At 68.6% G+C, this 20,020-nt stretch carries 16 protein-coding genes; 5 read left to right on the top strand and 11 right to left on the bottom strand.

What is annotated here, in order from left to right; genetic code table 11:
• Nucleotides 1-87: 87 nt before the first annotated feature.
• The 4 genes from ctaE to qcrB are packed head-to-tail and all read left to right on the top strand — an operon-like array spanning nt 88 to nt 4,356.
• Nucleotides 88-717: an aa3-type cytochrome oxidase subunit III gene (ctaE, locus tag ABD161_RS09345; protein WP_344001789.1), complete on the top strand. Its 630-nt coding sequence runs from the start codon at nt 88-90 to the stop codon at nt 715-717.
• A 21-nt stretch (nt 718-738) separates the two neighbouring features.
• Nucleotides 739-1,542, top strand: a complete 804-nt coding sequence (gene qcrC / locus ABD161_RS09340; RefSeq protein WP_344001787.1) for a cytochrome bc1 complex diheme cytochrome c subunit — start codon at nt 739-741, stop codon at nt 1,540-1,542.
• Between the two features lie 49 nt (nt 1,543-1,591).
• The gene (gene qcrA, locus ABD161_RS09335; protein ID WP_344001785.1) at nt 1,592-2,665 is read left to right on the top strand and encodes a cytochrome bc1 complex Rieske iron-sulfur subunit; all 1,074 of its coding nucleotides are present in this window, start codon (nt 1,592-1,594) and stop codon (nt 2,663-2,665) included.
• The gene (gene qcrB, locus ABD161_RS09330; protein WP_344001783.1) at nt 2,665-4,356 is read left to right on the top strand and encodes a cytochrome bc1 complex cytochrome b subunit; all 1,692 of its coding nucleotides are present in this window, start codon (nt 2,665-2,667) and stop codon (nt 4,354-4,356) included. Before qcrA ends, qcrB begins: the two co-directional genes overlap by 1 nt.
• A 323-nt stretch (nt 4,357-4,679) precedes the next feature.
• Here the strand turns inward: qcrB and ABD161_RS09325 are convergent, their stop codons facing one another.
• From ABD161_RS09325 to ABD161_RS09300, 6 genes are all read right to left on the bottom strand, one after another.
• The gene (locus ABD161_RS09325; protein ID WP_344001781.1) at nt 4,680-5,174 is read right to left on the bottom strand and encodes an endonuclease domain-containing protein; all 495 of its coding nucleotides are present in this window, start codon (nt 5,172-5,174) and stop codon (nt 4,680-4,682) included.
• 752 nt (nt 5,175-5,926) lie between these two features.
• Nucleotides 5,927-6,346 (bottom strand): aa3-type cytochrome oxidase subunit IV, encoded by a 420-nt coding sequence (gene ctaF / locus ABD161_RS09320; RefSeq protein ID WP_344001779.1) that lies wholly within the window; start codon nt 6,344-6,346, stop codon nt 5,927-5,929.
• The gene (gene ctaD, locus ABD161_RS09315) at nt 6,346-8,091 is read right to left on the bottom strand and encodes an aa3-type cytochrome oxidase subunit I (RefSeq protein WP_135112933.1); all 1,746 of its coding nucleotides are present in this window, start codon (nt 8,089-8,091) and stop codon (nt 6,346-6,348) included. Before ctaD ends, ctaF begins: the two co-directional genes overlap by 1 nt.
• Nucleotides 8,091-9,014, bottom strand: coding sequence for an aa3-type cytochrome oxidase subunit II (ctaC, locus tag ABD161_RS09310; RefSeq protein WP_344001776.1), 924 nt, complete (start codon nt 9,012-9,014; stop codon nt 8,091-8,093). The genes ctaD and ctaC overlap by 1 nt, the downstream gene beginning before the upstream one ends.
• A gap of 158 nt (nt 9,015-9,172) precedes the next feature.
• Complete coding sequence (gene erpA, locus ABD161_RS09305; RefSeq protein WP_135112922.1) at nt 9,173-9,559, bottom strand: iron-sulfur cluster insertion protein ErpA; 387 nt, start codon at nt 9,557-9,559, stop codon at nt 9,173-9,175.
• A gap of 96 nt (nt 9,560-9,655) precedes the next feature.
• Entirely contained in the window at nt 9,656-11,050 is a 1,395-nt protein-coding gene (locus ABD161_RS09300; protein ID WP_344001773.1) for a dipeptidase, read from the bottom strand.
• 77 nt (nt 11,051-11,127) lie between these two features.
• Here ABD161_RS09300 and ABD161_RS09295 point away from each other — a divergent pair, with 77 nt between their 5' ends.
• Nucleotides 11,128-11,718, top strand: a complete 591-nt coding sequence (locus ABD161_RS09295) for a DUF3043 domain-containing protein (protein ID WP_406918015.1) — start codon at nt 11,128-11,130, stop codon at nt 11,716-11,718.
• A 181-nt stretch (nt 11,719-11,899) separates the two neighbouring features.
• Here the strand turns inward: ABD161_RS09295 and ABD161_RS09290 are convergent, their stop codons facing one another.
• The 5 genes from ABD161_RS09290 to dnaE all read right to left on the bottom strand — a co-directional run bounded on the left by ABD161_RS09290 (nt 11,900) and on the right by dnaE (nt 19,935).
• Nucleotides 11,900-12,922: a quinone-dependent dihydroorotate dehydrogenase gene (locus ABD161_RS09290; RefSeq protein WP_344001771.1), complete on the bottom strand. Its 1,023-nt coding sequence runs from the start codon at nt 12,920-12,922 to the stop codon at nt 11,900-11,902.
• Nucleotides 12,923-12,950: 28 nt separating this feature from the next.
• A complete protein-coding gene (gene nrdR / locus ABD161_RS09285; RefSeq protein WP_344001769.1) occupies nt 12,951-13,439 on the bottom strand; it encodes a transcriptional regulator NrdR in 489 nt (162 codons plus the stop codon).
• Nucleotides 13,440-13,450: 11 nt separating this feature from the next.
• Nucleotides 13,451-14,791, bottom strand: a complete 1,341-nt coding sequence (gene hisD, locus ABD161_RS09280) for a histidinol dehydrogenase (protein WP_344001767.1) — start codon at nt 14,789-14,791, stop codon at nt 13,451-13,453.
• Between the two features lie 50 nt (nt 14,792-14,841).
• The gene (locus tag ABD161_RS09275) at nt 14,842-16,329 is read right to left on the bottom strand and encodes a hypothetical protein (protein ID WP_344001765.1); all 1,488 of its coding nucleotides are present in this window, start codon (nt 16,327-16,329) and stop codon (nt 14,842-14,844) included.
• Between the two features lie 93 nt (nt 16,330-16,422).
• Nucleotides 16,423-19,935: a DNA polymerase III subunit alpha gene (gene dnaE, locus ABD161_RS09270; protein ID WP_344001763.1), complete on the bottom strand. Its 3,513-nt coding sequence runs from the start codon at nt 19,933-19,935 to the stop codon at nt 16,423-16,425.
• Nucleotides 19,936-20,020 lie beyond the last annotated feature (85 nt).

Below are 20,020 nucleotides of genomic sequence, written 5' to 3'. Positions count from 1 at the left end.
TGCCACAGGGAGCACTTAGGCGGCACTTACTTCGGCGCGATGTCGAAGTTGCCGAAAACCCCCTTCGGGATCGGCAATAATGGACGAGTGACTGCACCAGCAACGTTTGCCCCGGCACCGAGAACAGTCAAGCGACCCGACCCTGTCGCCGTCGGCACGATCGTCTGGCTCGGCAGTGAGGTCATGTTCTTCGCGGGCCTCTTCGCCATCTACTTCACGCTCCGCAGCACCTCGCCGGAGCTGTGGGCTTCCCGCACCGAGCTCCTGAACGTCCCGTTCGCGCTGGTGAACACGATCATCCTGGTGATCTCGAGTGTCACCTGCCAGATGGGCGTGTTCGCGGCCGAGGGCCTGAAGTTCAAGAGCGCCCTCATGCAGAAGCTCGTCGGCTGGGGCGTCGTGCCGTGGTTCTGGGTGTCCTTCGCCCTCGGCGCGTTCTTCGTGTCCGGCCAGGTCTGGGAGTACGCGACCCTGGTCAGCGAGGGGATGCCGATCAGCGCCGACTCCTACGCGTCGGCGTTCTACCTCACGACGGGCTTCCACGCCCTGCACGTGACCGGCGGCCTCGTCGCGTTCCTGCTGACCATCGGCCGCTTCTACGCGGTCAAGCGCGCCCGCCACAAGGAGGCCGTCACCGCCATCGTCGTGTCGTACTACTGGCACTTCGTCGATGTCGTCTGGATCGCGCTGTTCGTTGTCATCTACTTCCTCAAGTAAGAGCGGAGCTACATCACCCTTATGGCACGAGAGAAGAAGAAGCGCCGCTCGAACGGTCGCCGCTCGCCCCTGGCCGCCGCTGCCCTCATCGGCATCGGCCTGCTCATCAGCGGCGGCGTCTACGCCGGCGCGAGCGCCGCGGTCGCTGCGACGTCCGAGACGAGCGCCCACACCGCCCTGACGGCCGACGACGGCAAGAAGCTGTTCCAGGCGAACTGCGCCACCTGCCACGGCCTCGACCTCGAGGGAACCGACAACGGCCCCTCGCTGTACGGCGTCGGCGCGCTCGCGGTCGAGTTCCAGGTCTCCACCGGTCGGATGCCGATGCAGCGCCAGGATGTCCAGGCCCCGCAGAAGCCCGTGCAGTTCACCGAGGACCAGATCGTCGCGATGGCCGAGTACGTGCAGTCGGTCGCGCCCGGTCCCGACTTCCCCGACGAGCACCTGCTCGACGGCGAGGGAGATGTGTCCCGCGGTGCCGAGCTGTTCCGCATCAACTGCGCCATGTGCCACAACGTCGCCGCCGCGGGTGGTGCGCTGACCGAGGGCAAGTACGCCCCGGACATCATGGACACCAGCGCCCTCCACATGTACGCCGCCATGGTCACCGGTCCCCAGAACATGCCCGTGTTCAACGACATGAACCTGACGCCCGAGGACAAGCGCGACATCATCTCGGCCCTGCTCTATCAGCAGGAGGCTCCGGCCCCCGGTGGCTTCACGATCGGCTCGCTCGGCCCCGTGTCGGAGGGTCTGTTCGTGTGGATCTTCGGCATCGGCGCGCTCATCGCGATCACGGTGTGGATCACCGCGAAGTCCAACTGAGGCCGGCGCACGGAGCATGACGAACGAAGAAGACGTGACGAGGAACACCATGGCTCACGAGAACGACGCGCACACGGTGGAGGCCTACAGGCCCTCCCCCGGCCTGGCCGTCTCCACTGCCGACCCCGTGCAGAACCCGGGCCTGCCCCCGCACCGGGCGCGTATGACCGACAAGGACCCGAAGGCGGAGCGTGCGGCGAACCGCACGGTCTACACGCTGTTCTACGTGTCGGTCGCGGCGAGCATCTGGGCGGTTGCCGCCTACATGCTGTTCCCGATCGAGGACGGCTCGCTGCTCTCGATCCGCAACAACAATCTCTGGATCGGTCTGGGCATCGCGTTCGCGCTGCTCGCCATCGGCGTCGGCGGCATCCACTGGTCCAAGGCGCTGATGAGCGACAAGGAGTACGTCGAGGAACGTCACTCCACGCGCGGCTCCGAGGAGACCCGCGCGGCGACGGTCGAGGCGTTCACGATCGCCAACGAGGAGTCGGGCTTCGGTCGTCGCAAGATGATCCGCAACTCGCTGTTCGCGGCCGTCGCGGCGTCGATCCTGCCCGGCATCACGCTGTTCCGCGGCCTGGCCCCGCACTCGACGCCCGAGGACCCGATCGCCGGCGACCCGGTCGCGCTGATGAACCGCACGATGTGGAAGGAGGGCGAGCGTCTCGCCCTCGACCCCAGCGGTCTGCCCATCAAGGCGTCGGACGTGACCCTCGGATCGGCCTTCCACGTCATCCCCGAGTCGCTCGCCGACCTCGGCCACGGCGACGGCTACCTCGAGGAGAAGGCGAAGGCAATCGTCCTTCTCATGCGACTGCTCCCCGAGCAGCTCAAGGAGGAGGAGTCGAAGAAGTCCTGGTCGTACGACGGCATCGTCGCGTACTCCAAGGTCTGCACGCACGTCGGCTGCCCCGTCGCCCTGTACGAGCAGCAGACGCACCACCTGCTGTGCCCCTGCCACCAGTCGCAGTTCGACGTCACCGAGCACGCGAAGGTCATCTTCGGACCGGCCGCGCGCCCGCTGCCGCAGCTGCCCATCGCCGTCGATGACGAGGGATACCTCATCGCGCAGAGCGACTTCCACGAACCCGTCGGCCCGAGCTTCTGGGAGCGTCATTGATGAGCACCACCACCGTCGCTGAGAAGCCCGACACCCGCACCCCCGACGCTCCCCTCGGCGGGAAGTTCGTCGGCGCCGCCGCGAACTACATCGACGAGCGCACGAGCATGTCGGGCTTCGTCAAGGCCCTCGGCCGCAAGGTCTTCCCCGACCACTGGTCGTTTATGCTCGGCGAGATCGCCCTCTGGTCGTTCGTCGTCGTGCTGATCTCGGGCACGTTCCTGACGTTCTTCTTCCAGGCGTCGATGGTCGAGACCCACTACAACGGCGCGTACGAGCCCATGCGCGGCATCGCGATGTCGTCGGCGCTCGAATCCAGCCTGCGGATCTCGTTCGACATCCGCGGCGGCCTGCTCGTCCGCCAGATCCACCACTGGGCCGCCCTGGTCTTCGTGGCCGGAATCGGCGTGCACATGCTCCGCGTGTTCTTCACCGGCGCGTTCCGCAAGCCGCGCGAGCTGAACTGGGTGATCGGCTTCGTCCTGTTCATCCTCGTCATGGCCGAGGGCTTCACCGGCTACTCGCTGCCCGACGACCTGCTCTCGGGCAACGGCCTCCGCATCATCGACGGCATGATCAAGGGCCTCCCCCTGATCGGCACGTGGACCTCGTTCCTCCTCTTCGGCGGCGAGTTCCCCGGCAGCCAGATCGTCGGCCGTCTGTACACGCTGCACATCCTGATCCTGCCGCTGCTCGTCATCGCGCTCGTCGCGGTGCACCTGCTGCTCATGATCGTGAACAAGCACACGCAGTTCGCCGCCCCCGGCCGTACGAACGGCAACGTCGTCGGCTTCCCGATGATGCCCGTGTACATGGCGAAGATGGGTGGGTTCTTCTTCATCGTCTTCGGCGTCATCGTGCTGATCGCGTCTGTGGTCCAGATCAACCCGATCTGGAACTACGGCCCGTACGACCCGTCGCCCGTGTCGGCAGGTACGCAGCCAGACTGGTACATCGGCTTCGCCGACGGTGCCCTGCGTCTTGCTCCGTCCAACTGGGACATCGTCGTCGGCAACTTCACGTTCTCGTTCGGCATCATCGCCCCGGTCATCGTGCTCGGCCTGTTCATCGTGCTCGTCGCGATCTACCCCTTCCTCGAGGCGTGGATCACCGGCGACAAGCGCGAGCACCACATCGCGCAGCGCCCGCGCAACGCCGCGACGCGCACCGCGATCGGCGCCGCCGGCGTGGTCTTCTACGCGGTGCTGTGGGCAGCCGCCTCGTCGGACATCATCGCGACGCACTTCATGCTCACGATGGAGGGCGTGATCCGCTTCCTGCAGATCTCGCTGATCCTCCTGCCGATCATCGTGTACTTCTTCACCAAGCGCGTGTGCCTCGCGCTCCAGAAGAAGGACCGCGAGATCGCGCTCCACGGCTACGAGTCGGGTCGCATCGTGCGGATGCCCGGCGGCGAGTACCGCGAGGTGCACCGCCCGGTCAGCGAGTACGAGCGCTGGAAGCTGGTCGACATCGAGACCTACGCTCCCCTCGTCCTGCGGCCGAACGACCAGGGCCGGATCCCCTTCAGCGAGAAGCTGCGTGCCAGCATGTCGCGCTGGTTCTTCGAGGACCGTCTCGCCCCGCTCACGCAGAGCGAGCTGGACGCCGCCGTCGAGCACCAGAAGCACGCGCTGCACGAGTACGGCCCGAGCCCGCGTGAGCTCGAGTCGGGTCACGACTCGCACTGAGCCCGTCCCCGAAGCCCCCGGTTCCTCGCGAACCGGGGGCTTCGTCGTTTCCGGGAGCAGTCGTCCGGAGGCCGCTGAATCAGAGCCGGATCGGCCGCCTACAGGCCGGATGTGACCAGAGTCACCTCCTGCGTCCGGCGAGCCTGCAGCACGGCCGGTCAGCCTGCGCGCGGGCAGAACGCTGGGCCGCAGGGCGATGGCGGGTCGGCCGCCTACAGGCCAGATGTGACGCCAGCGACCCCCGAGCCAGCTGAGCCTGCGCCACGGCCGGACAGCCTGTACGCGGCCGACCGTGGCCGTACCAACCGCGAGGCTCGCCCGCTTCAGGCACCCGCGAGCTGCTTGCGGCCGACGAGCAGGTAGCCCCGGAGCGCGGCCTCGACGCGGTCGAGATGGAACAGGATGTCCTCCGCCAGGGCCCGGTAACTGGCATACCCGCGCTTCGCGAGCTCCTGGTCGCGGCGCCGGTCCTCGCGCTGCTCATCCGAACTCGAGTGGTGCGCCTTGCTATCGCACTCGACGACCAACCAGCCGTCCAGGAGCAGGTCCACGCGTCCGACGCCATCGATGTACTTCTGCACCTCGACGCGGAAGCCGAGCCGGATGGCCAGCAGCCGCACGATCGTCTCGGTGCCCGACTCGGCCCTGCCATTCACAAGCCGACGCAGAAGCCGTTTTGCCGGACGCACGGCGCTGAACAGCCGATCCAGATCACGTCTCGTCAGCAGCTGCAGGTGCAGTGCCGAGTCGACCGCGGCGACGAAGTCGACGTCGTCGACGCACTCGCTCGCGTGGATGAGAGCGTCGAGCACGCTCACGGCACAGAGCTCTGCGGGCGCTTCGGTCGAGAGGGGCCGCCAGTGGAGAACGCCGTCCCCCGGCACAGCCGTCCGCGACGCTGACCGGGGCACGTGAGCGTGCACGCCCTCTGGCTGCTCTCGTACGAAGACCCCGTACTTCGACAGCAGCGTCACGCAGGTCAGACGTGCCGAGATCGCGGCGGCGACGCACGCATCGTTATCCGCATCCCGTCGCACGTATCTCCCCCGCCGAGCGCGGATAAGGGACCCGGTGCTGACAGCGGCGGCGATGGAGTGCTTAGACATGCCAGACGCCCGCAGCTGCGCGGTCGTCCACATCCACAGGCTGTTCTGCTGGTCAAGCGTCAGAGGCGTGATCACGACCTCAGCGTCGCCGACCGAAGAGCTGCCGCCGCAGCGAACCGGCAACTGGGGACGGCGCGGGTGGAAACCGACGCCTGGGGACGAGCCAACGGTGACTTGGCACCACGGGGGTCAACCCGCCTCCTCCCAAACAGGCTGGATGGGCGCGAGACAGGCACATCCGCCCCCGCAGTGCACTCCCGCACCATCCAGCCTGCACAGGGCGGCCGCAGGCACACGCGCCGCGGCCGCACCGCCCGTGCACAGGCCACCGCGACCGCGTGCAGGCTCATCCGCCCCGCTGAGCCACTCCTGCACCACCGAGCCTGTACGAGGCCGTCGGGCCAGAACTGCGCACACGCAAAACGGCCCCGGAGCCGAAGCTCCGGGGCCGTTCGAGAGGTGCGTCAGCGCGCGAAGTACCCGCGGTAGTACTCGTAGACCCAGCCGACGATCGCGATGACGAAGAGACCGAGCGCGATCGGGATGAGGAAGTGGCCGACGGCGAGACCGACGATCATGATCGCGGCCGAGCCGGCGAGCACGAGCGGCCACCACGACCAGGGGCTGAACTCGCCGAGCTCGGTGTCGCCGTCGTCGATGTCCGCGTCGTCACGGTCCTCCGGCAGGTCGACGCCGTGCTGACCCTTGTGGATGACCTGGATGTAGAACGCGATCATCGCCGACATGAAGATGCCGAAGCCGAAGGCCGTGGAACCGGCCCACTCGACCTCGCCCGTGGCGAGCAGGTTCCAGACCGTGTACGTGACCGCCATCAGGGCGAAGAAGCCCGCGAGCAGCCACCAGATTCCGATGTTGGAGCGCATTACTTGACCTCTCCGTCCGCAGCATCGATCACGGGGGCGTCAGGCGCGTCCTTCGCCGGTCCGATGCCGACGGGGATGCCGGCCTCGGGGTGGTTGAGGTCGAACGCGGGACGCTCGCTGCGGATGCGCGGGATCGACGTGAAGTTGTGCCGCGGCGGCGGGCACGACGTCGCCCACTCGAGCGAGCCGCCGTAACCCCACGGGTCGTTGACGGTGATCTTCGGGGCGGTGCGCGCCGTGATCCACACGTTCAGGAAGAACGGCAGCAGCGAGGCGCCGAGGATCATCGCGCCCACCGTGGAGAGCTGGTTCTGCCAGGTCCATCCGTCGGCGTACGAGTAGTCCGCGTAGCGGCGCACCATGCCGTCGACGCCCAGCCAGTGCTGGATGAGGAAGGTCATGTGGAAGCCGATGAACAGCATCCAGAAGTGCACGTACCCCAGACGCTCGTTCAGCATGCGGCCCGTCCACTTCGGCCACCAGAAGTAGAAGCCGGCGAACATGGCGAACACGACCGTGCCGAACACGACGTAGTGGAAGTGCGCCACCACGAAGTACGAGTCGGACAGGTGGAAGTCGAGCGGAGGCGCCGACAGGATGACGCCCGTCAGACCGCCGAACACGAACGAGACCAGGAAGCCGAGGGCGAAGACCATCGGCGTCTCGTACGTGATCGATCCGCGCCACATGGTGCCGATCCAGTTGAAGATCTTCACACCCGTCGGGACCGCGATGAGCATCGTCATCAGCGCGAAGAACGGCAGCAGCACCGCGCCGGTGACGTACATGTGGTGCGCCCACACGGCCACCGACAGGGCGGCGATCGCGATGGTCGCGTACACGAGCGTCTTGTAGCCGAAGATCGGCTTGCGGCTGAAGACCGGGAAGATCTCCGAGACGATGCCGAAGAACGGCAGCGCGATGATGTACACCTCGGGGTGACCGAAGAACCAGAACAGGTGCTGCCAGAGCAGGACGCCACCGTTCTGCGGGTCGTAGATGTGCGCGCCGAGCACACGGTCCGCACCCGCGGCGAAGATCGCCGCGGCGAGCACCGGGAACGCCACCAGGATCAGCAGGCTCGTGATGAGCGTGTTCCAGGTGAAGATCGGCATGCGCCACATGGTGAGGCCGGGCGCGCGCATCGTGATGATCGTGGTGATGAAGTTCACCGCACCGAGGATCGTACCGAAACCGGAGAGGCCGAGGCCGAGCATCCAGAGGTTTCCGCCGACGCCCGGCGAGAACGTCGCATTCGCGAGCGGCTGGTAGGCGAACCAGCCGAACGACGCGGCACCCGACGGGGTCAGGAAGCCGGCGACCGCGATCGTCGAGCCGAACAGGAACAGCCAGAACGCGAACGCGTTCAGACGCGGGAACGCCACATCCGGCGCACCGATCTGAAGCGGCAGGATCGCGTTCGCGAAGCCCGCGAACAGCGGCGTCGCGAACATCAGCAGCATGATCGTGCCGTGCATCGTGAACAGCTGGTTGTACTGCTCCTTCGTCGGCAGCACCTGCATGCCGGGGGCGAAGAGCTCCGCGCGGATGATCAGCGCCATCACGCCGCCGATCGCGAAGAACAGCACCGACGCGATCAGGTACATGTAGCCGATGGTCTTGTGGTCGGTGGAGGTGATCCACTTGACCACGATGTTGCCCTTCTGCTCAGTCCGTGAACGGCTGAGCAGGGCTGCCTGACGCGGCGGGAGCGTGGTGCTGTGCTCCTGGAGTGTGGTCGCCATCAGTGGCCCTCTCCCTCGGAATCGGTGGTGTCGGGGGCGGCACCGGTCGTGCCGGGCGCGTTTGCCAGGCGGTCGTAGGCGTTGTCGATGTCGCCGGTCTGGCCGGCGGCCTCGAGCTCGGCGAGGTAGTCCTCGTACTCGGCCTCGCTGACGACCTCGACGTTGAACAGCATCATCGAGTGGTACTCGCCGCAGAGCTCGGCGCACTTGCCGGCGTACGTTCCCTCACGGGTCGGGGTGAACGACCAGGTGTTGTCGCGCCCCTGGTACATGTCCTTCTTGTAGAGGAAGTCGATGATCCAGAACGAGTGGATGACGTCGCGCGACTGAAGGTGGATCGTCACCTGCTTGTCGACCGGCAGCACCAGCGTCGGCAGCTGCGACTGGTCGATGTTGCCGTCGGCGTCGGGCTGCGCCTGGATGCCCATGGTCCACACGGCGTCCGAGTTGTCCTCGGCCTCGCCGTTGTACTGGAAGTCCCAGGCCCACTGCTTGCCGATGGCGGTGATCTCGACGTCCGGGTCGTCCCACTGCGTCTCGATGGCCGACTGGTCGCGCGCCGTGAAGGCGAACAGACCGAGGACCAGGATCAGCGGCACCGTCGTGAAGAAGATCTCGATCGGCATGTTGTAGCGCAGCTGGACCGGCAGACCGGTCTGACCCTTGCGGCGGCGGTACACGACCATCGCCCAGAGCATGAGGCCCCAGGTGATGATGCCGACGGCGAGCAGAACGATCCACGAACTGGTCCAGAGCGATGCGACGCGCTCGACCTGGTTGGTGGTCGGCTCGGCGGCCTGGCCGTCGAGCTCGAACCCGGGAAGGTATCCGTGCAGCTCGGTCGGAGTGCATCCTGCTAGGGCCACGGCTGCGGCGGTTGCGACCGGGATCGCGGCCCAGCGGAGACGGCGTTTCGACGGCACGAATTCACCTTTCGAACGTGGATGAGGCAACGTCCAGTCTAGGGCAACCTCTCACCCGCTTCGGGACAACCGCCCAGCTCGGGGCGTGTCTCGCGGCGGCGTCCTGACACGCGAAAAAGCCCCATACCACGAGGGCTGGGGCTCTTTCGCGGAGCGGCTCAGTGGAAGCTGTCGCCGCAGGCGCAGCTGCCGGAGGCGTTGGGGTTGTCGATGGTGAAACCCTGCTCCGAGATCGTGTCCTTGAAGTCGATCTTCGCGCCGTCGAGGTACGGCACCGACATGTTGTCGACGATGACCTCGACGCCGTCGAAGTCGACGGTCTCGTCGCCCTCGAGGTAGCGCTCGTCGAAGTAGAGCTGGTAGATGAGGCCCGAGCAGCCGCCCGGCTGGACGGCGACACGCAGACGCAGGTCGTCGCGGCCCTCCTGCTCGAGGAGGTTCTTCACCTTGGTCGCGGCGGCGTCCGTGAGGCTCACGCCGTGAGCGCGCGTTTCGGCGACGCCCGTGTCGATTCCGGGGGTGTCGGCGAGGGTCGTGTCGGTCATGACGCTCCTAACGGGGTGCGGCCCGCCCGATCGGGATCGACCGGGACGGCGGGATGGCACGATTCTACCGCGCCAGGATGAGACGGGCCCCGACGATCAGACAGTCCGCGCGTTGATCCGCCCCAGCAGCAGCGTCTCGGCGCGCACCGCGTTGCGGAAGGTCTCCAGATGCAGCGACTCGTTGGGGCTGTGGGCGCGCGAGTGCGGGTCCTCCACGCCGGTGACGAGGATCTGCGCACCGGGGAACTGCCGGACGAGATCCGCGATGAACGGGATGGATCCGCCGACGCCCAGATCGACGGGATCCTTGCCGTAGCCGTCGCGCATCGCGTCGCGCGCCTCGGCGACGGCCCATCCGCTGGTGTCGACGAGGAATCCGTTCCCCAGGTCCACATTCGCGAACGTCAGCTGTGCACCGAAGGGGGCGTTCGCACGCAGGTGCGCCTCGATGGCCGCGAACGCCTCCTTGGCGTCCTGCCCCGGCGCGACACGGGCGCTCACGACGACCGTCACCTCGGGAGAGAGCGTGTTGGAGGCGGCGGCGACGCTCGTGAAGTCGATCCCCGTCACCGTGATCGACGGCTTGTTCCAGATGCGGGACAGGATGGTCCCCTCCCCGATCGGCGAGACGCCGTCGGGCAGGCCGGCCTCGTCGCGCAGGGTCGCCTCGGTGTATTCGGGCGTCTCGGCGTCGCGGGCCGCCAGGCCCTCGACCGCGACGGCGCCGTTCTCGTCCCACAGGGTCGAGAGCAGCTTGATCGTGGCGAGCATCGCATCCGGCACCGCTCCCCCGTACATGCCCGAGTGCGAGGCGTGCTCGAGGGTGCGCACGGTCAGGTGGAACGTCGCGTTGCCGCGCAGCGAGACGGTGACTGCGGGGGTCTCCGAGTCCCAGTTGCCCGAGTCAGCGACGACGATGACGTCGCTGCGCATCGCGTCGGCGTTGTCGGCGAGGAACTGGCCGAACGACCGCGACCCGAACTCCTCCTCGCCCTCGATGAACAGCACGATGCCGAGGTCGAGATCATCGCCCGCCACCTCGCGCAGCGCCCGCAGCGAGGCGATGTGCGCCATCACACCGGCCTTGTCGTCGGCGGCGCCGCGCCCGTACAGACGTCCGTCCCGCACCGTCGGCTCGAACGGCGGCGTCTCCCAGAGGGCGTCGTCGCCCGGGGGCTGCACGTCGTGGTGGGCGTACAGCATGACCGTGGGCCGGCCGTTGCGGGCCCGGCGGGTGGCGAGGATCGCCGGCTGGCCGTGCTCGTCGGTGCCCGGGATGGCGGCGGTGAGGATCCGCACCTCATCGAAGACGCCTGTCTCCTCGGCGAGGCGGGCGATCTCCCGAGCGCTCAGCTGCAGCTGCTCCTGATCGAACGCGGGCCACGCGATGCCCGGAATGCGCACGAGACGTCCAAGATCGGCCAGTGCCGAGGGGATCCCTCCTTCCGCGGCGTCCAGCAGGCGGTCATCCACAGAAGGCTCCGAACTCATGCGGGTAATCTTAGGCAGATCCACTACTGCGATTCCCGGGCCGGAGCGGCGCCGGGACAGATCCGAGGTGCATACCCGTGAGCAAGACCCCGGCCGTGAACGACGGCACGACCAAGGGAACGGTCCTCAATGGCGAGGTCATCGGCGAGCTCGCCACCGGCAAGGGCCGCCCGACGCCGACGCGCGCCGAGCGCGAGGCCGCCCGCAAGCGCCCGCTCGTGGCGAACACCAAGGAGGCGAAGGCCCGCGCCCGCGCCGAACTGCGCGAGCGCCAGGACCGCGCCCGCATCGGCATGGCGAACGGCGAGGAGAAGTTCCTGCCGCTGCGCGACAAGGGCCCCCAGAAGCGCTTCGCCCGCGACTACACCGATGCCGGATGGCACCTGGGCGAGTTCCTGATGCCCGCGATGGTCGTCGTGATCGTCACCACGTTCATCCCGCTCGAGTTCTTCCAGTTCTGGTCGTTCGTGGCGCTGTGGGCGTTCATCCTCTTCGTCGTCGGCGACATGATCATCCTGTCGACGACCGTGAAGCGGAAGGCCGCGGCGAAGTTCGGCAAGGACAAGCTCGAGAAGGGCCTCGGCTGGTACTCGGCGATGCGCTCGGTGCAGATGCGCTTCATGCGCCTGCCCAAGGCGCAGGTCAAGCGCGGGCAGTACCCCTCTTAATAGCTCGCTTCGCTCGCCCTCGAACTCTCGCGCCCGCATTGGACGCATCCGCGGCACGCTCGCTTCGCTCGCAGGTGGCGCCCACCAGCCCGCGCAGTGAGGCCCCGGTAGTTCGTCGTGCGCTGCCAGGCTCTGAGCTTGATCAGGCCGCGGATTCCGCCGCGGCGCCCGCCCGGCGCTGTCAGCCCCGGAGCTTGAGCAGGCCGCGGTTGATCTGGCGGGCCCAGAGGGGGCCGCGGTAGAGGAATGCCGTGTAGCCCTGCACCAGGGTGGCGCCGTTGTCGAGGCGCTCCTGCACGTCCTCCGCGGTCTCCACACCGCCGACCGAGATGACGCAGAAGTCACCGGGAACGGCAGCGCGCACGATGCGCAGCACCTCCAGCGACCGCGCCTTGAGCGGAGCGCCCGAGAGCCCGCCGGCGCCCATCGCCTCGACGCGCGCGGCGTCCGAGGCGAGCCCGTCGCGGGAGATCGTCGTGTTGTTCGCGATGATCCCCGCGAGCCCCTCGGATACCGCGAGGTGAGCGATGGCGGCGATCTCGTCATCCGGCAGATCCGGGGCGATCTTCACCAGCAGCGGTGTGGATCCCGCGGCGTCCCGGACCGCGCGCAGCAGGGGCGCGAGCGTCTCGACGGCCTGCAGGCCGCGAAGGCCCGGCGTGTTCGGCGAGGAGACGTTGACGGCGAGATAGTCGGACAGCGGCGCGAGCATCCGCGCGCTGGTGACGTAGTCGGCGGTGGCGTCGTCGACGTCGACGACGCGGCTCTTGCCGATGTTCGCGCCGATAATCGCGCCCGAACGGCGCAGACGCGCGAGGCGACGTGCGGCCGCCTCCGCGCCGCGGTTGTTGAAGCCCATGCGGTTGATCACCGCGCGGTCGGCGATCAGCCGGAACAGACGCGGCTTCGGGTTGCCGTCCTGCGGGATCGCGGTGACGGTGCCGACCTCGACGTGGCCGAAGCCGAGCGCCGCGAGGCCCCGCACGCCGACCGCGTTCTTGTCGAAGCCGGCGGCGACGCCGAACGGCGACGGGAACACGTGCCCGAGCGCCTCGACGGCCAGCTCGGGAGCGGGGCGCGTGAAGCGTCCGACGACGGCGGCGACCGGCGCGATGCCCGCGAGGCGGATCACGGCCATTGCCAGGTGATGGGCGGTCTCGGGATCGAAGCGCGCGAGAACGTGCCGGAAGAGGAGGGGATACATCCCGTCCAGGTTATCGGTCGGCCGGAGGTCAGTCCGACGCGGTCGCCGCGGCGTCGCCCACGCGTGCTCGCGCGTGGTCGGCACGGAGCTCGGCGATCGAGGCCTCGAAGTCCTCGAGCGACTCGAACGCTTGGTAGATGCTGGCGAAGCGGAGGTAGGCGACCTCGTCGAGCTCGCGGAGCGGGCCGAGGATGGCGAGTCCGATCTCGTTCGCGTCGATCTGGCTGAGCCCTGTCTGGCGCACCGCCTCCTCCACGCGCTGGGCGAGGATGGCGAGGTCCGCGTCGGTGACGGGGCGTCCCTGGCACGCCTTGCGCACGCCCGAGATGACCTTGTCCCGGCTGAACGGCTCGACGGCGCCGGAGCGCTTGATCACGTTCAGGCTCGCGGTCTCGATGGTCGAGAAGCGGCCGCCGCACTCGGGGCACTGCCGACGTCGCCGGATCGACAGGCCGTCGTCGCTCGTGCGGGAGTCGATGACACGGGAATCGCCGTGGCGGCAGAACGGGCAGTGCATAACGCGACAGCCTACGCGGAGGCGCCTGAGAGATCCTGCGGGCCCTGGTCGCCGGCGAAGCGGGCGGTGATCGCCTCGCCGTGCGCGGGGAGAGCCTCGGCCTCGGCGAGTGCGACGATGCCGTCGCGCACCTGCGCGAGGGCGGCGCGGTCGTACTCGATCACCTGCTGCGGGCGCAGGAAGGTGTGGGATCCGAGGCCTGCGGCGTACCGCGCCTGTCCCCCGGTCGGCAGCACGTGGTTCGAGCCGGCGAGGTAGTCGCCGAGGCTCACGGGAGCGTAGGAGCCGACGAACACCGCGCCGGCGCTTGTGCAGCGGGCGGCGGATGCGGCGGCGTCCGCCACGTGGATCTCGAGGTGCTCGGGGGCGTAGGCGTTGCTGAAGGATTCAGCCGCGTCGAGGTCGTCGACGAGGACGATCGCCGACTGCTCCCCCGCCAGCGCGGCGGCGACCCGCTCGCGGTGCCGGGTGGCCGATCCGACGCGCTCGACCTCGGCGGCGACGGCCTCCGCGAGGCGTGCGGACGGGGTGACGAGGACGGCGGACGCCTGCTCGTCGTGCTCGGCCTGGCTCACGAGGTCGTACGCCACGAGCCGCGGGTCGGCGGTGTCGTCGGCGATGATCAGGATCTCGGTGGCCCCCGCCTCCGAGTCGGTGCCGACCACTCCGGCGACGGCGCGCTTTGCCGCGGCGACGAAGTTGTTGCCGGGACCGGAGACGACGTCGACGGGGTCGAGCCCGAGAGAGGGCACGCCGTGGGCGAGCGCGCCGATCGCGCCGGCTCCGCCCATCGCGTAGACCTCGTCCACGCCGAGCAGGCCGGCGGCAGCGAGGATCGTCGGGTGCACGCGGCCGTCGTGATCGGCCTGCGCCGGCGACGCGAGCGCCACGCTGCGCACCCCGGCGACCTGCGCGGGAACGACGTTCATGACGACGCTGGAGGGGTAGACGGCCTTGCCGCCAGGGACGTACACGCCGACGCGCGACACCGGCTGCCAGCGCTGCGTGACACGCGCGCCCGGCCCGAGCTCGGTCGTCCGCGGCGCCGGGACCTGGGCGGCGGATGCCTCGCGGACGCGACGGATCGCCTCCTCCAGCGCGGCGCGGACCTCGGGATCGAGGGATGCGACCGCGTCCGCGATGTGGTCTGCGGGCACGCGGATCGCGTGGTCGGTCACGCGATCGAAGCGCTCGGCCTGCTCGCGCAGGGCCTCCTCGCCGCGGACGCGCACGTCCTCGACGATCTCCGCGGCGACATGCAGCGCGGTCGCACGGGCCTCGGCGGCTCGGGGAACGACGGCGAGCAGTTCCGCGACGCGGAGCGACCGGCCACGGAGATCGATGGTGCGCATCCCCTCATTCTGCCAGCCCGCCCCCGCCGTTCCCTGCGGGGGCGCCGGCGTCAGCCGCGGGTGATGCCCGACGTGTCGTGGAGGAAGCCGATGCGGCCGTCGTCGTGGCGGACCACGTACGAGTCACCGCGGTCCTCGATGACGAGCGCCCACGCGGTCGGTCCGATGCGGAACAGCGGGGCCCCGTAGGCGTCGACGACGTCGCGCTCCTCCGGGGCGAGCGCCCAGAAGGCCTGCGGCGCGGACGCCACCGTCGTCCCGTCCTCGGCGGGCTGCGCGCCCGCCTCGTCCTCGGCCGGCTGCGGCTCGGGCTCGATGTCGGAGCGCGGCGTCGTCGAGATCGTGTGCTCGACGTCCTCCGCGGCGACGGCATCCGGGTCGTTGTCGGCCGCGGTCGCGTCTGCGAAGTCCTCCCCCGCGGCGGGCAGCACCTGGGTGACGGGCTCCTGCTCGACGGGCTGCTCGGGGCTCGCCTCCGGGGCGGGGACGGCGTCATCCAGTGGTGCGGAAGACTCGACCGCCGCGGTGCTGTCGACGACCTGTTCGGTGATCGCCTCGGCCTCCGGAGTGCCGTGCGGCGCGGACGACGCGAACGGCTCGGCCGCCTGCGGCTGCGCGTCGACCTGCGGCCCTGCGGGAAGCGGGAACTGCTGTCCGTAGGCGGGCGGCTGGCCGTGCGGCGCCCCGAACGCGGGCTGCCCGAACGGCGGCTGGCCGTACTGAGGCTGGCCGAACTGGGGCTGCGGATACTGCGGCTGGCCGTACTGCGGTGCCTGCCCGTAAGGCTGCTGCCCGAACGGCGCCTGGCCGTAGCCCTGCTGCCCGTACGGGGGCTGGCCGTACGGAGGCTGCCCGAACGGCTGGGCTGCGCCCTGCGCCGGCGGCTGGCCGTAGGGCGGCTGGCCCTGCCCAGGCTGCGGCCACGCCTGCGGCGTGGGCTGTGAAGCGGGGCGCGGGCGCTGGGCGACAGGTCGCACGGCGCGCGCCACGGGATGCGCGGGCGACTCGGCGCGCACGAAGTCGTCCTTGAACGGGGCGACGAAGGGAGCCACCACGGTGAAGAAGACGCCGGCGAGCGTGAGAAGCAGCTCGATCCAGACGACCCACGTGATGCCGAAGCCGAAGCCGTCGGCGAGGTTCTGCACGCCGAACCCGAGCGTGCTGAACCACAGCAGCGCCGAGACCGAGAACGCGACGGAGGCGAACTGGTCGACGGAGAGCGAGCCCACGCGCAGGCGCGCCGTCGGCGAGACGCGGCGGATCACGAGCATCACTCCGGCGGCGACGGGAAGGCCCACGCCGAGCACCCAGTCGAGCGACGAGCTCCAGATCGGCGAGTACACGCGGTCGAACGTGTACATCGAGAAGAACGAGAACAGCAGGATCAGCGCCGCCAGGCCGATCAGGATCGCCTCGCGGATCGTGAACGGGCCGACGCCGTGAAGGGGCGTCGGCTGGTCGCCACGGGGCTCCTCGGGGGCCGCCTCCGCGGTGGAGGGCTGCTCGGGAGCCGGGGATGCCGGGTACTGGTCGGTCACGCTGATCCTCTCGAAGACGTGGCACGGATGCGGACGATCCTACCGGCGGCGCTCCGCCCCTTCCGGGGCAGCCCGATCCGGCGGCCGCCCGGCTTACCCCAGGCACTGCGGGCCGAGCAGCGACTTGAGGTCGCCGAACAGGTCGGCAGTGATCTGCACGTGCATGGGCACCTCGAACACCTTCGCCGTGCGTCCCTTGTGCATCTTCAGCCGCACCTCGGTGTCGCCGCGGTGACGGCGCAGCACGTCGGCGAGCTCCTGGACGACCTGCTCGGTCGCCCGCTGCTCGGGAAGCACGAGGGTGAGGGGACCCGCCTCGTCGAAGGATCCGACATCCGGAGTGAACGCCGACTGGGCGTGGAGGTTCATTCCGTCATCGCGTCGGGACACGCGGCCGCGGACGACCAGGATGGCGTCCTGCTGCAGGATCGGCTGGAACTCGGTGTAGGTCTTGCCCATGAACATGACCGTGACCTCGCCCTCGAAGTCCTCGATCGTGATCATGCCGTAGGGGTTGCCGCTCGACTTCGCCACTCGGTGCTGCGCGCTCGTGACGAGACCCGCCACCGTGACCTGGTCACCGTCCTGCAGGTCCTCGGAGGCGAGCAGGGCGCTGATGGTGATGGTGCGGTGCTTCGCGAGCGGCACCTCGAGACCGGCGAGGGGATGATCCGAGACGTAGAGCCCGAGCATCTCGCGCTCGAAGCCGAGCTTGTCCTTCTTCGTCCACTCGGGTCGATCCGGCACCTTCTGCACGCTCTGCGGCTCATCCCACAGGCTGTCGAAGTCGAAGCCGATCGCACCGCCCGCCGCGTTGCGCTTGTCGTTGACCGCGACCTCGACGGCGCCCTCGTGGATCTCGACGAGCGCGCGCCGCGTCGATCCGGTGGAGTCGAACGCGCCCGCCTTGATCAGCGACTCGACCGTCCGCTTGTTCGCCACGTGCAGGGGCACGCGGTTCAGGAAGTCGTGGAACGACGTGTACGGCCCGTCGGCGCGCCCGGCGATGATGCCCTCGACGACGTTGGTGCCGACATTGCGCACGGCGCCGAGTCCGAAGCGGATGTCGGTGCCGACGGCCGCGAAGTAGTTGATCGACTCGGAGACGTCGGGCGGCAGCACCTTGATGCCCATGCGACGGCACTCGTTGAGGTAGAGCGCCATCTTGTCCTTCGAGTCGCCGACGCTGGTCAGCAGCGCGGCCATGTACTCGGCCGGGTAGTGGGCCTTGAGGTACGCGGTCCAGTAGGACACGAGCCCGTACGCGGCGGAGTGCGCCTTGTTGAAGGCGTAGTCCGAGAAGGGCAGCAGGATGTCCCACAGCGCCTTGATGGCCGCGTCGCCGAAGCCGCGCTCCTTCATGCCGCCCGAGAAGCCCTCGTACTGCTTGTCGAGCTCGGACTTCTTCTTCTTGCCCATCGCGCGGCGGAGGATGTCTGCCTGGCCGAGGCTGAAGCCGGCCACCTTCTGCGCGATCGCCATGACCTGCTCCTGATAGATGATCAGGCCGTAGGTCGTGTCGAGGATGTCGCGCAGCGGCTCCTCGAGCTCGGGGTGGATGGGCGTGATCGGCTGCAGGCCGTTCTTTCGCAGCGCGTAGTTCGTGTGCGAGTTGGCACCCATGGGGCCGGGGCGGTACAGGGCGATGACGGCCGAGATGTCCTCGAAGTTGTCGGGCTTCATGAGGCGCAGCAGCGAGCGCATCGGCCCACCGTCGAGCTGGAACACACCGAGTGTGTCGCCACGGGAGAGCAGGTCGTAGGCGGCGCGATCGTCGAGCTCGAGCTTCTCGAGGTCGAGCTCCTCGCCCCGGTTCAACCGGATGTTGTCGAGCGCATCCGAGATGATCGTCAGGTTGCGAAGGCCCAGGAAGTCCATCTTGATCAGGCCGAGGGACTCGCAGGCCGGATAGTCGAACTGGGTGACGATCTGGCCGTCCTGCTCGCGGCGCATGATCGGGATGATGTCGAGCAGCGGCTCGCTCGACATGATCACGCCCGCGGCGTGCACGCCCCACTGGCGCTTCAGGCCCTCGAGTCCCACGGCGCGGTCGTAGACCGTCTTCGCCTCGGGGTCGGTCTCGATCAGCGAGCGGAACTCGCTCGCTTCCTTGTAGCGCGGGTGCTCGGGGTTGAACATGCCGTCGAGCGGCATGTCCTTGCCCATCACGGCCGGCGGCATCGCCTTGGTCAGGCGCTCCCCCATCGAGAAGGGGAAGCCGAGCACGCGACCCGCGTCCTTGAGCGCCTGCTTCGACTTGATGGTGCCGTAGGTGACGATCTGCGCGACGCGCTCCGAGCCGTACTTGCGGGTGACGTAGTCGATCACCTCGCCGCGGCGACGGTCGTCGAAGTCGACGTCGAAGTCGGGCATCGAGACGCGGTCGGGGTTCAGGAAGCGCTCGAAGATCAGGCCGTGCTCGAGCGGGTCGAGGTCGGTGATGCGCATCGCGTACGCCACCATCGAGCCCGCACCCGAGCCGCGACCCGGGCCGACGCGGATCCCGTTGTCCTTCGCCCAGTTGATGAAGTCGGCGACCACGAGGAAGTACCCCGGGAAGCCCATCTGCAGGATGATGCCGGTCTCGTACTCGGCCTGCTTGCGGACCTTGTCGGGGATGCCGGCGGGGTACCGGTAGTGGAGGCCCTTCTCGACCTCCTTGATCAGCCAGCTGTCCTCGGTCTCGCCCTCGGGAACCGGGAAGCGCGGCATGTAGTTGGCCGAGGTGTTGAACTCGACCTCGCAGCGCTCGGCGATCAGCAGCGTGTTGTCGCAGGCGTCGGGGTGATCGCGGAAGAGCTGGCGCATCTCCTGCGCTGTCTTGACGTAGTAGCCGTCGCCGTCGAACTTGAACCGGTTCGGGTCATCCAGTGTCGAGCCCGACTGCACGCACAGCAGCGCGGCGTGCGCATCGGCCTCGTGCTGGTGCGTGTAGTGCGAGTCGTTGGTGGCGACCAGGGGGATGCCGAGATCCTTCGAGATCTTGATGAGGTCGGTCATCACCCGACGCTCGATCGAGAGGCCGTGATCCATGATCTCGGCGAAGTAGTTCTCCTTGCCGAAGATGTCCTGGAACTCGGCCGCCGCGGCCCGCGCCGCGTCGTACTGACCGAGCCGGAGCCGCGTCTGGATCTCGCCCGACGGGCATCCGGTGGTCGCGATCAGGCCCTTGCCGTAGGTCTGCAGCAGCTCGCGGTCCATGCGCGGCTTGAAGTAGTACCCCTCCATGCTCGACAGCGAGCTGAGGCGGAAGAGGTTGTGCATTCCCTCGGTCGTCTCGCTCCACATCGTCATGTGGGTGTAGGCGCCGGAACCCGAGACGTCGTCGCTCTTCTGATCGGGTGAGCCCCACTGCACGCGCGACTTGTCGCTGCGGTGGGTGCCGGGCGTGACGTACGCCTCCAGGCCGATGATCGGCTTGACGCCCGAGGCCTGCGCGGCCTTGTAGAACTCGAAGGCGGCGAAGGTGTTGCCGTGGTCGGTCACCGCGATCGCCGGCATGCCGTAATCGGCGGCCGCCTGGGTCATCGCCCCGATCTTCGCGGCCCCGTCGAGCATCGAGTACTCGCTGTGCACATGCAGGTGGACGAAGGAGTCGGATGCCATGGATCGAGTCTAGGTTTCACCACCGACATGCCGGCCCGGCGACCCGGGTGTCGGGATCGCCGGGCGCGGCGTACGGAGGAGATCC

Source organism: Microbacterium paludicola, from assembly GCF_039529675.1.
Lineage (GTDB): Bacteria > Actinomycetota > Actinomycetes > Actinomycetales > Microbacteriaceae > Microbacterium > Microbacterium paludicola.
Note: the sequence above shows the minus strand (reverse complement) of the source record. Positions and strands in the feature narration are given on the sequence as shown.

Excerpts from the sequence above, each read along its gene's own strand:
- ABD161_RS09290 (WP_344001771.1), bottom strand. The coding sequence starts at position 12,922 with ATGTATCCCCTCCTCTTCCGGCACGTTCTCGCGCGCTTCGATCCCGAG.
- dnaE (WP_344001763.1), bottom strand. The coding sequence starts at position 19,935 with ATGGCATCCGACTCCTTCGTCCACCTGCATGTGCACAGCGAGTACTCG.
- ctaD (WP_135112933.1), bottom strand. The coding sequence starts at position 8,091 with ATGGCGACCACACTCCAGGAGCACAGCACCACGCTCCCGCCGCGTCAG.
- ctaF (WP_344001779.1), bottom strand. The coding sequence starts at position 6,346 with ATGCGCTCCAACATCGGAATCTGGTGGCTGCTCGCGGGCTTCTTCGCC.
- qcrA (WP_344001785.1), top strand. The coding sequence starts at position 1,592 with ATGGCTCACGAGAACGACGCGCACACGGTGGAGGCCTACAGGCCCTCC.
- qcrB (WP_344001783.1), top strand. The coding sequence starts at position 2,665 with ATGAGCACCACCACCGTCGCTGAGAAGCCCGACACCCGCACCCCCGAC.
- qcrC (WP_344001787.1), top strand. The coding sequence starts at position 739 with ATGGCACGAGAGAAGAAGAAGCGCCGCTCGAACGGTCGCCGCTCGCCC.
- ABD161_RS09300 (WP_344001773.1), bottom strand. The coding sequence starts at position 11,050 with ATGAGTTCGGAGCCTTCTGTGGATGACCGCCTGCTGGACGCCGCGGAA.
- hisD (WP_344001767.1), bottom strand. The coding sequence starts at position 14,791 with ATGCGCACCATCGATCTCCGTGGCCGGTCGCTCCGCGTCGCGGAACTG.
- erpA (WP_135112922.1), bottom strand. The coding sequence starts at position 9,559 with ATGACCGACACGACCCTCGCCGACACCCCCGGAATCGACACGGGCGTC.
- nrdR (WP_344001769.1), bottom strand. The coding sequence starts at position 13,439 with ATGCACTGCCCGTTCTGCCGCCACGGCGATTCCCGTGTCATCGACTCC.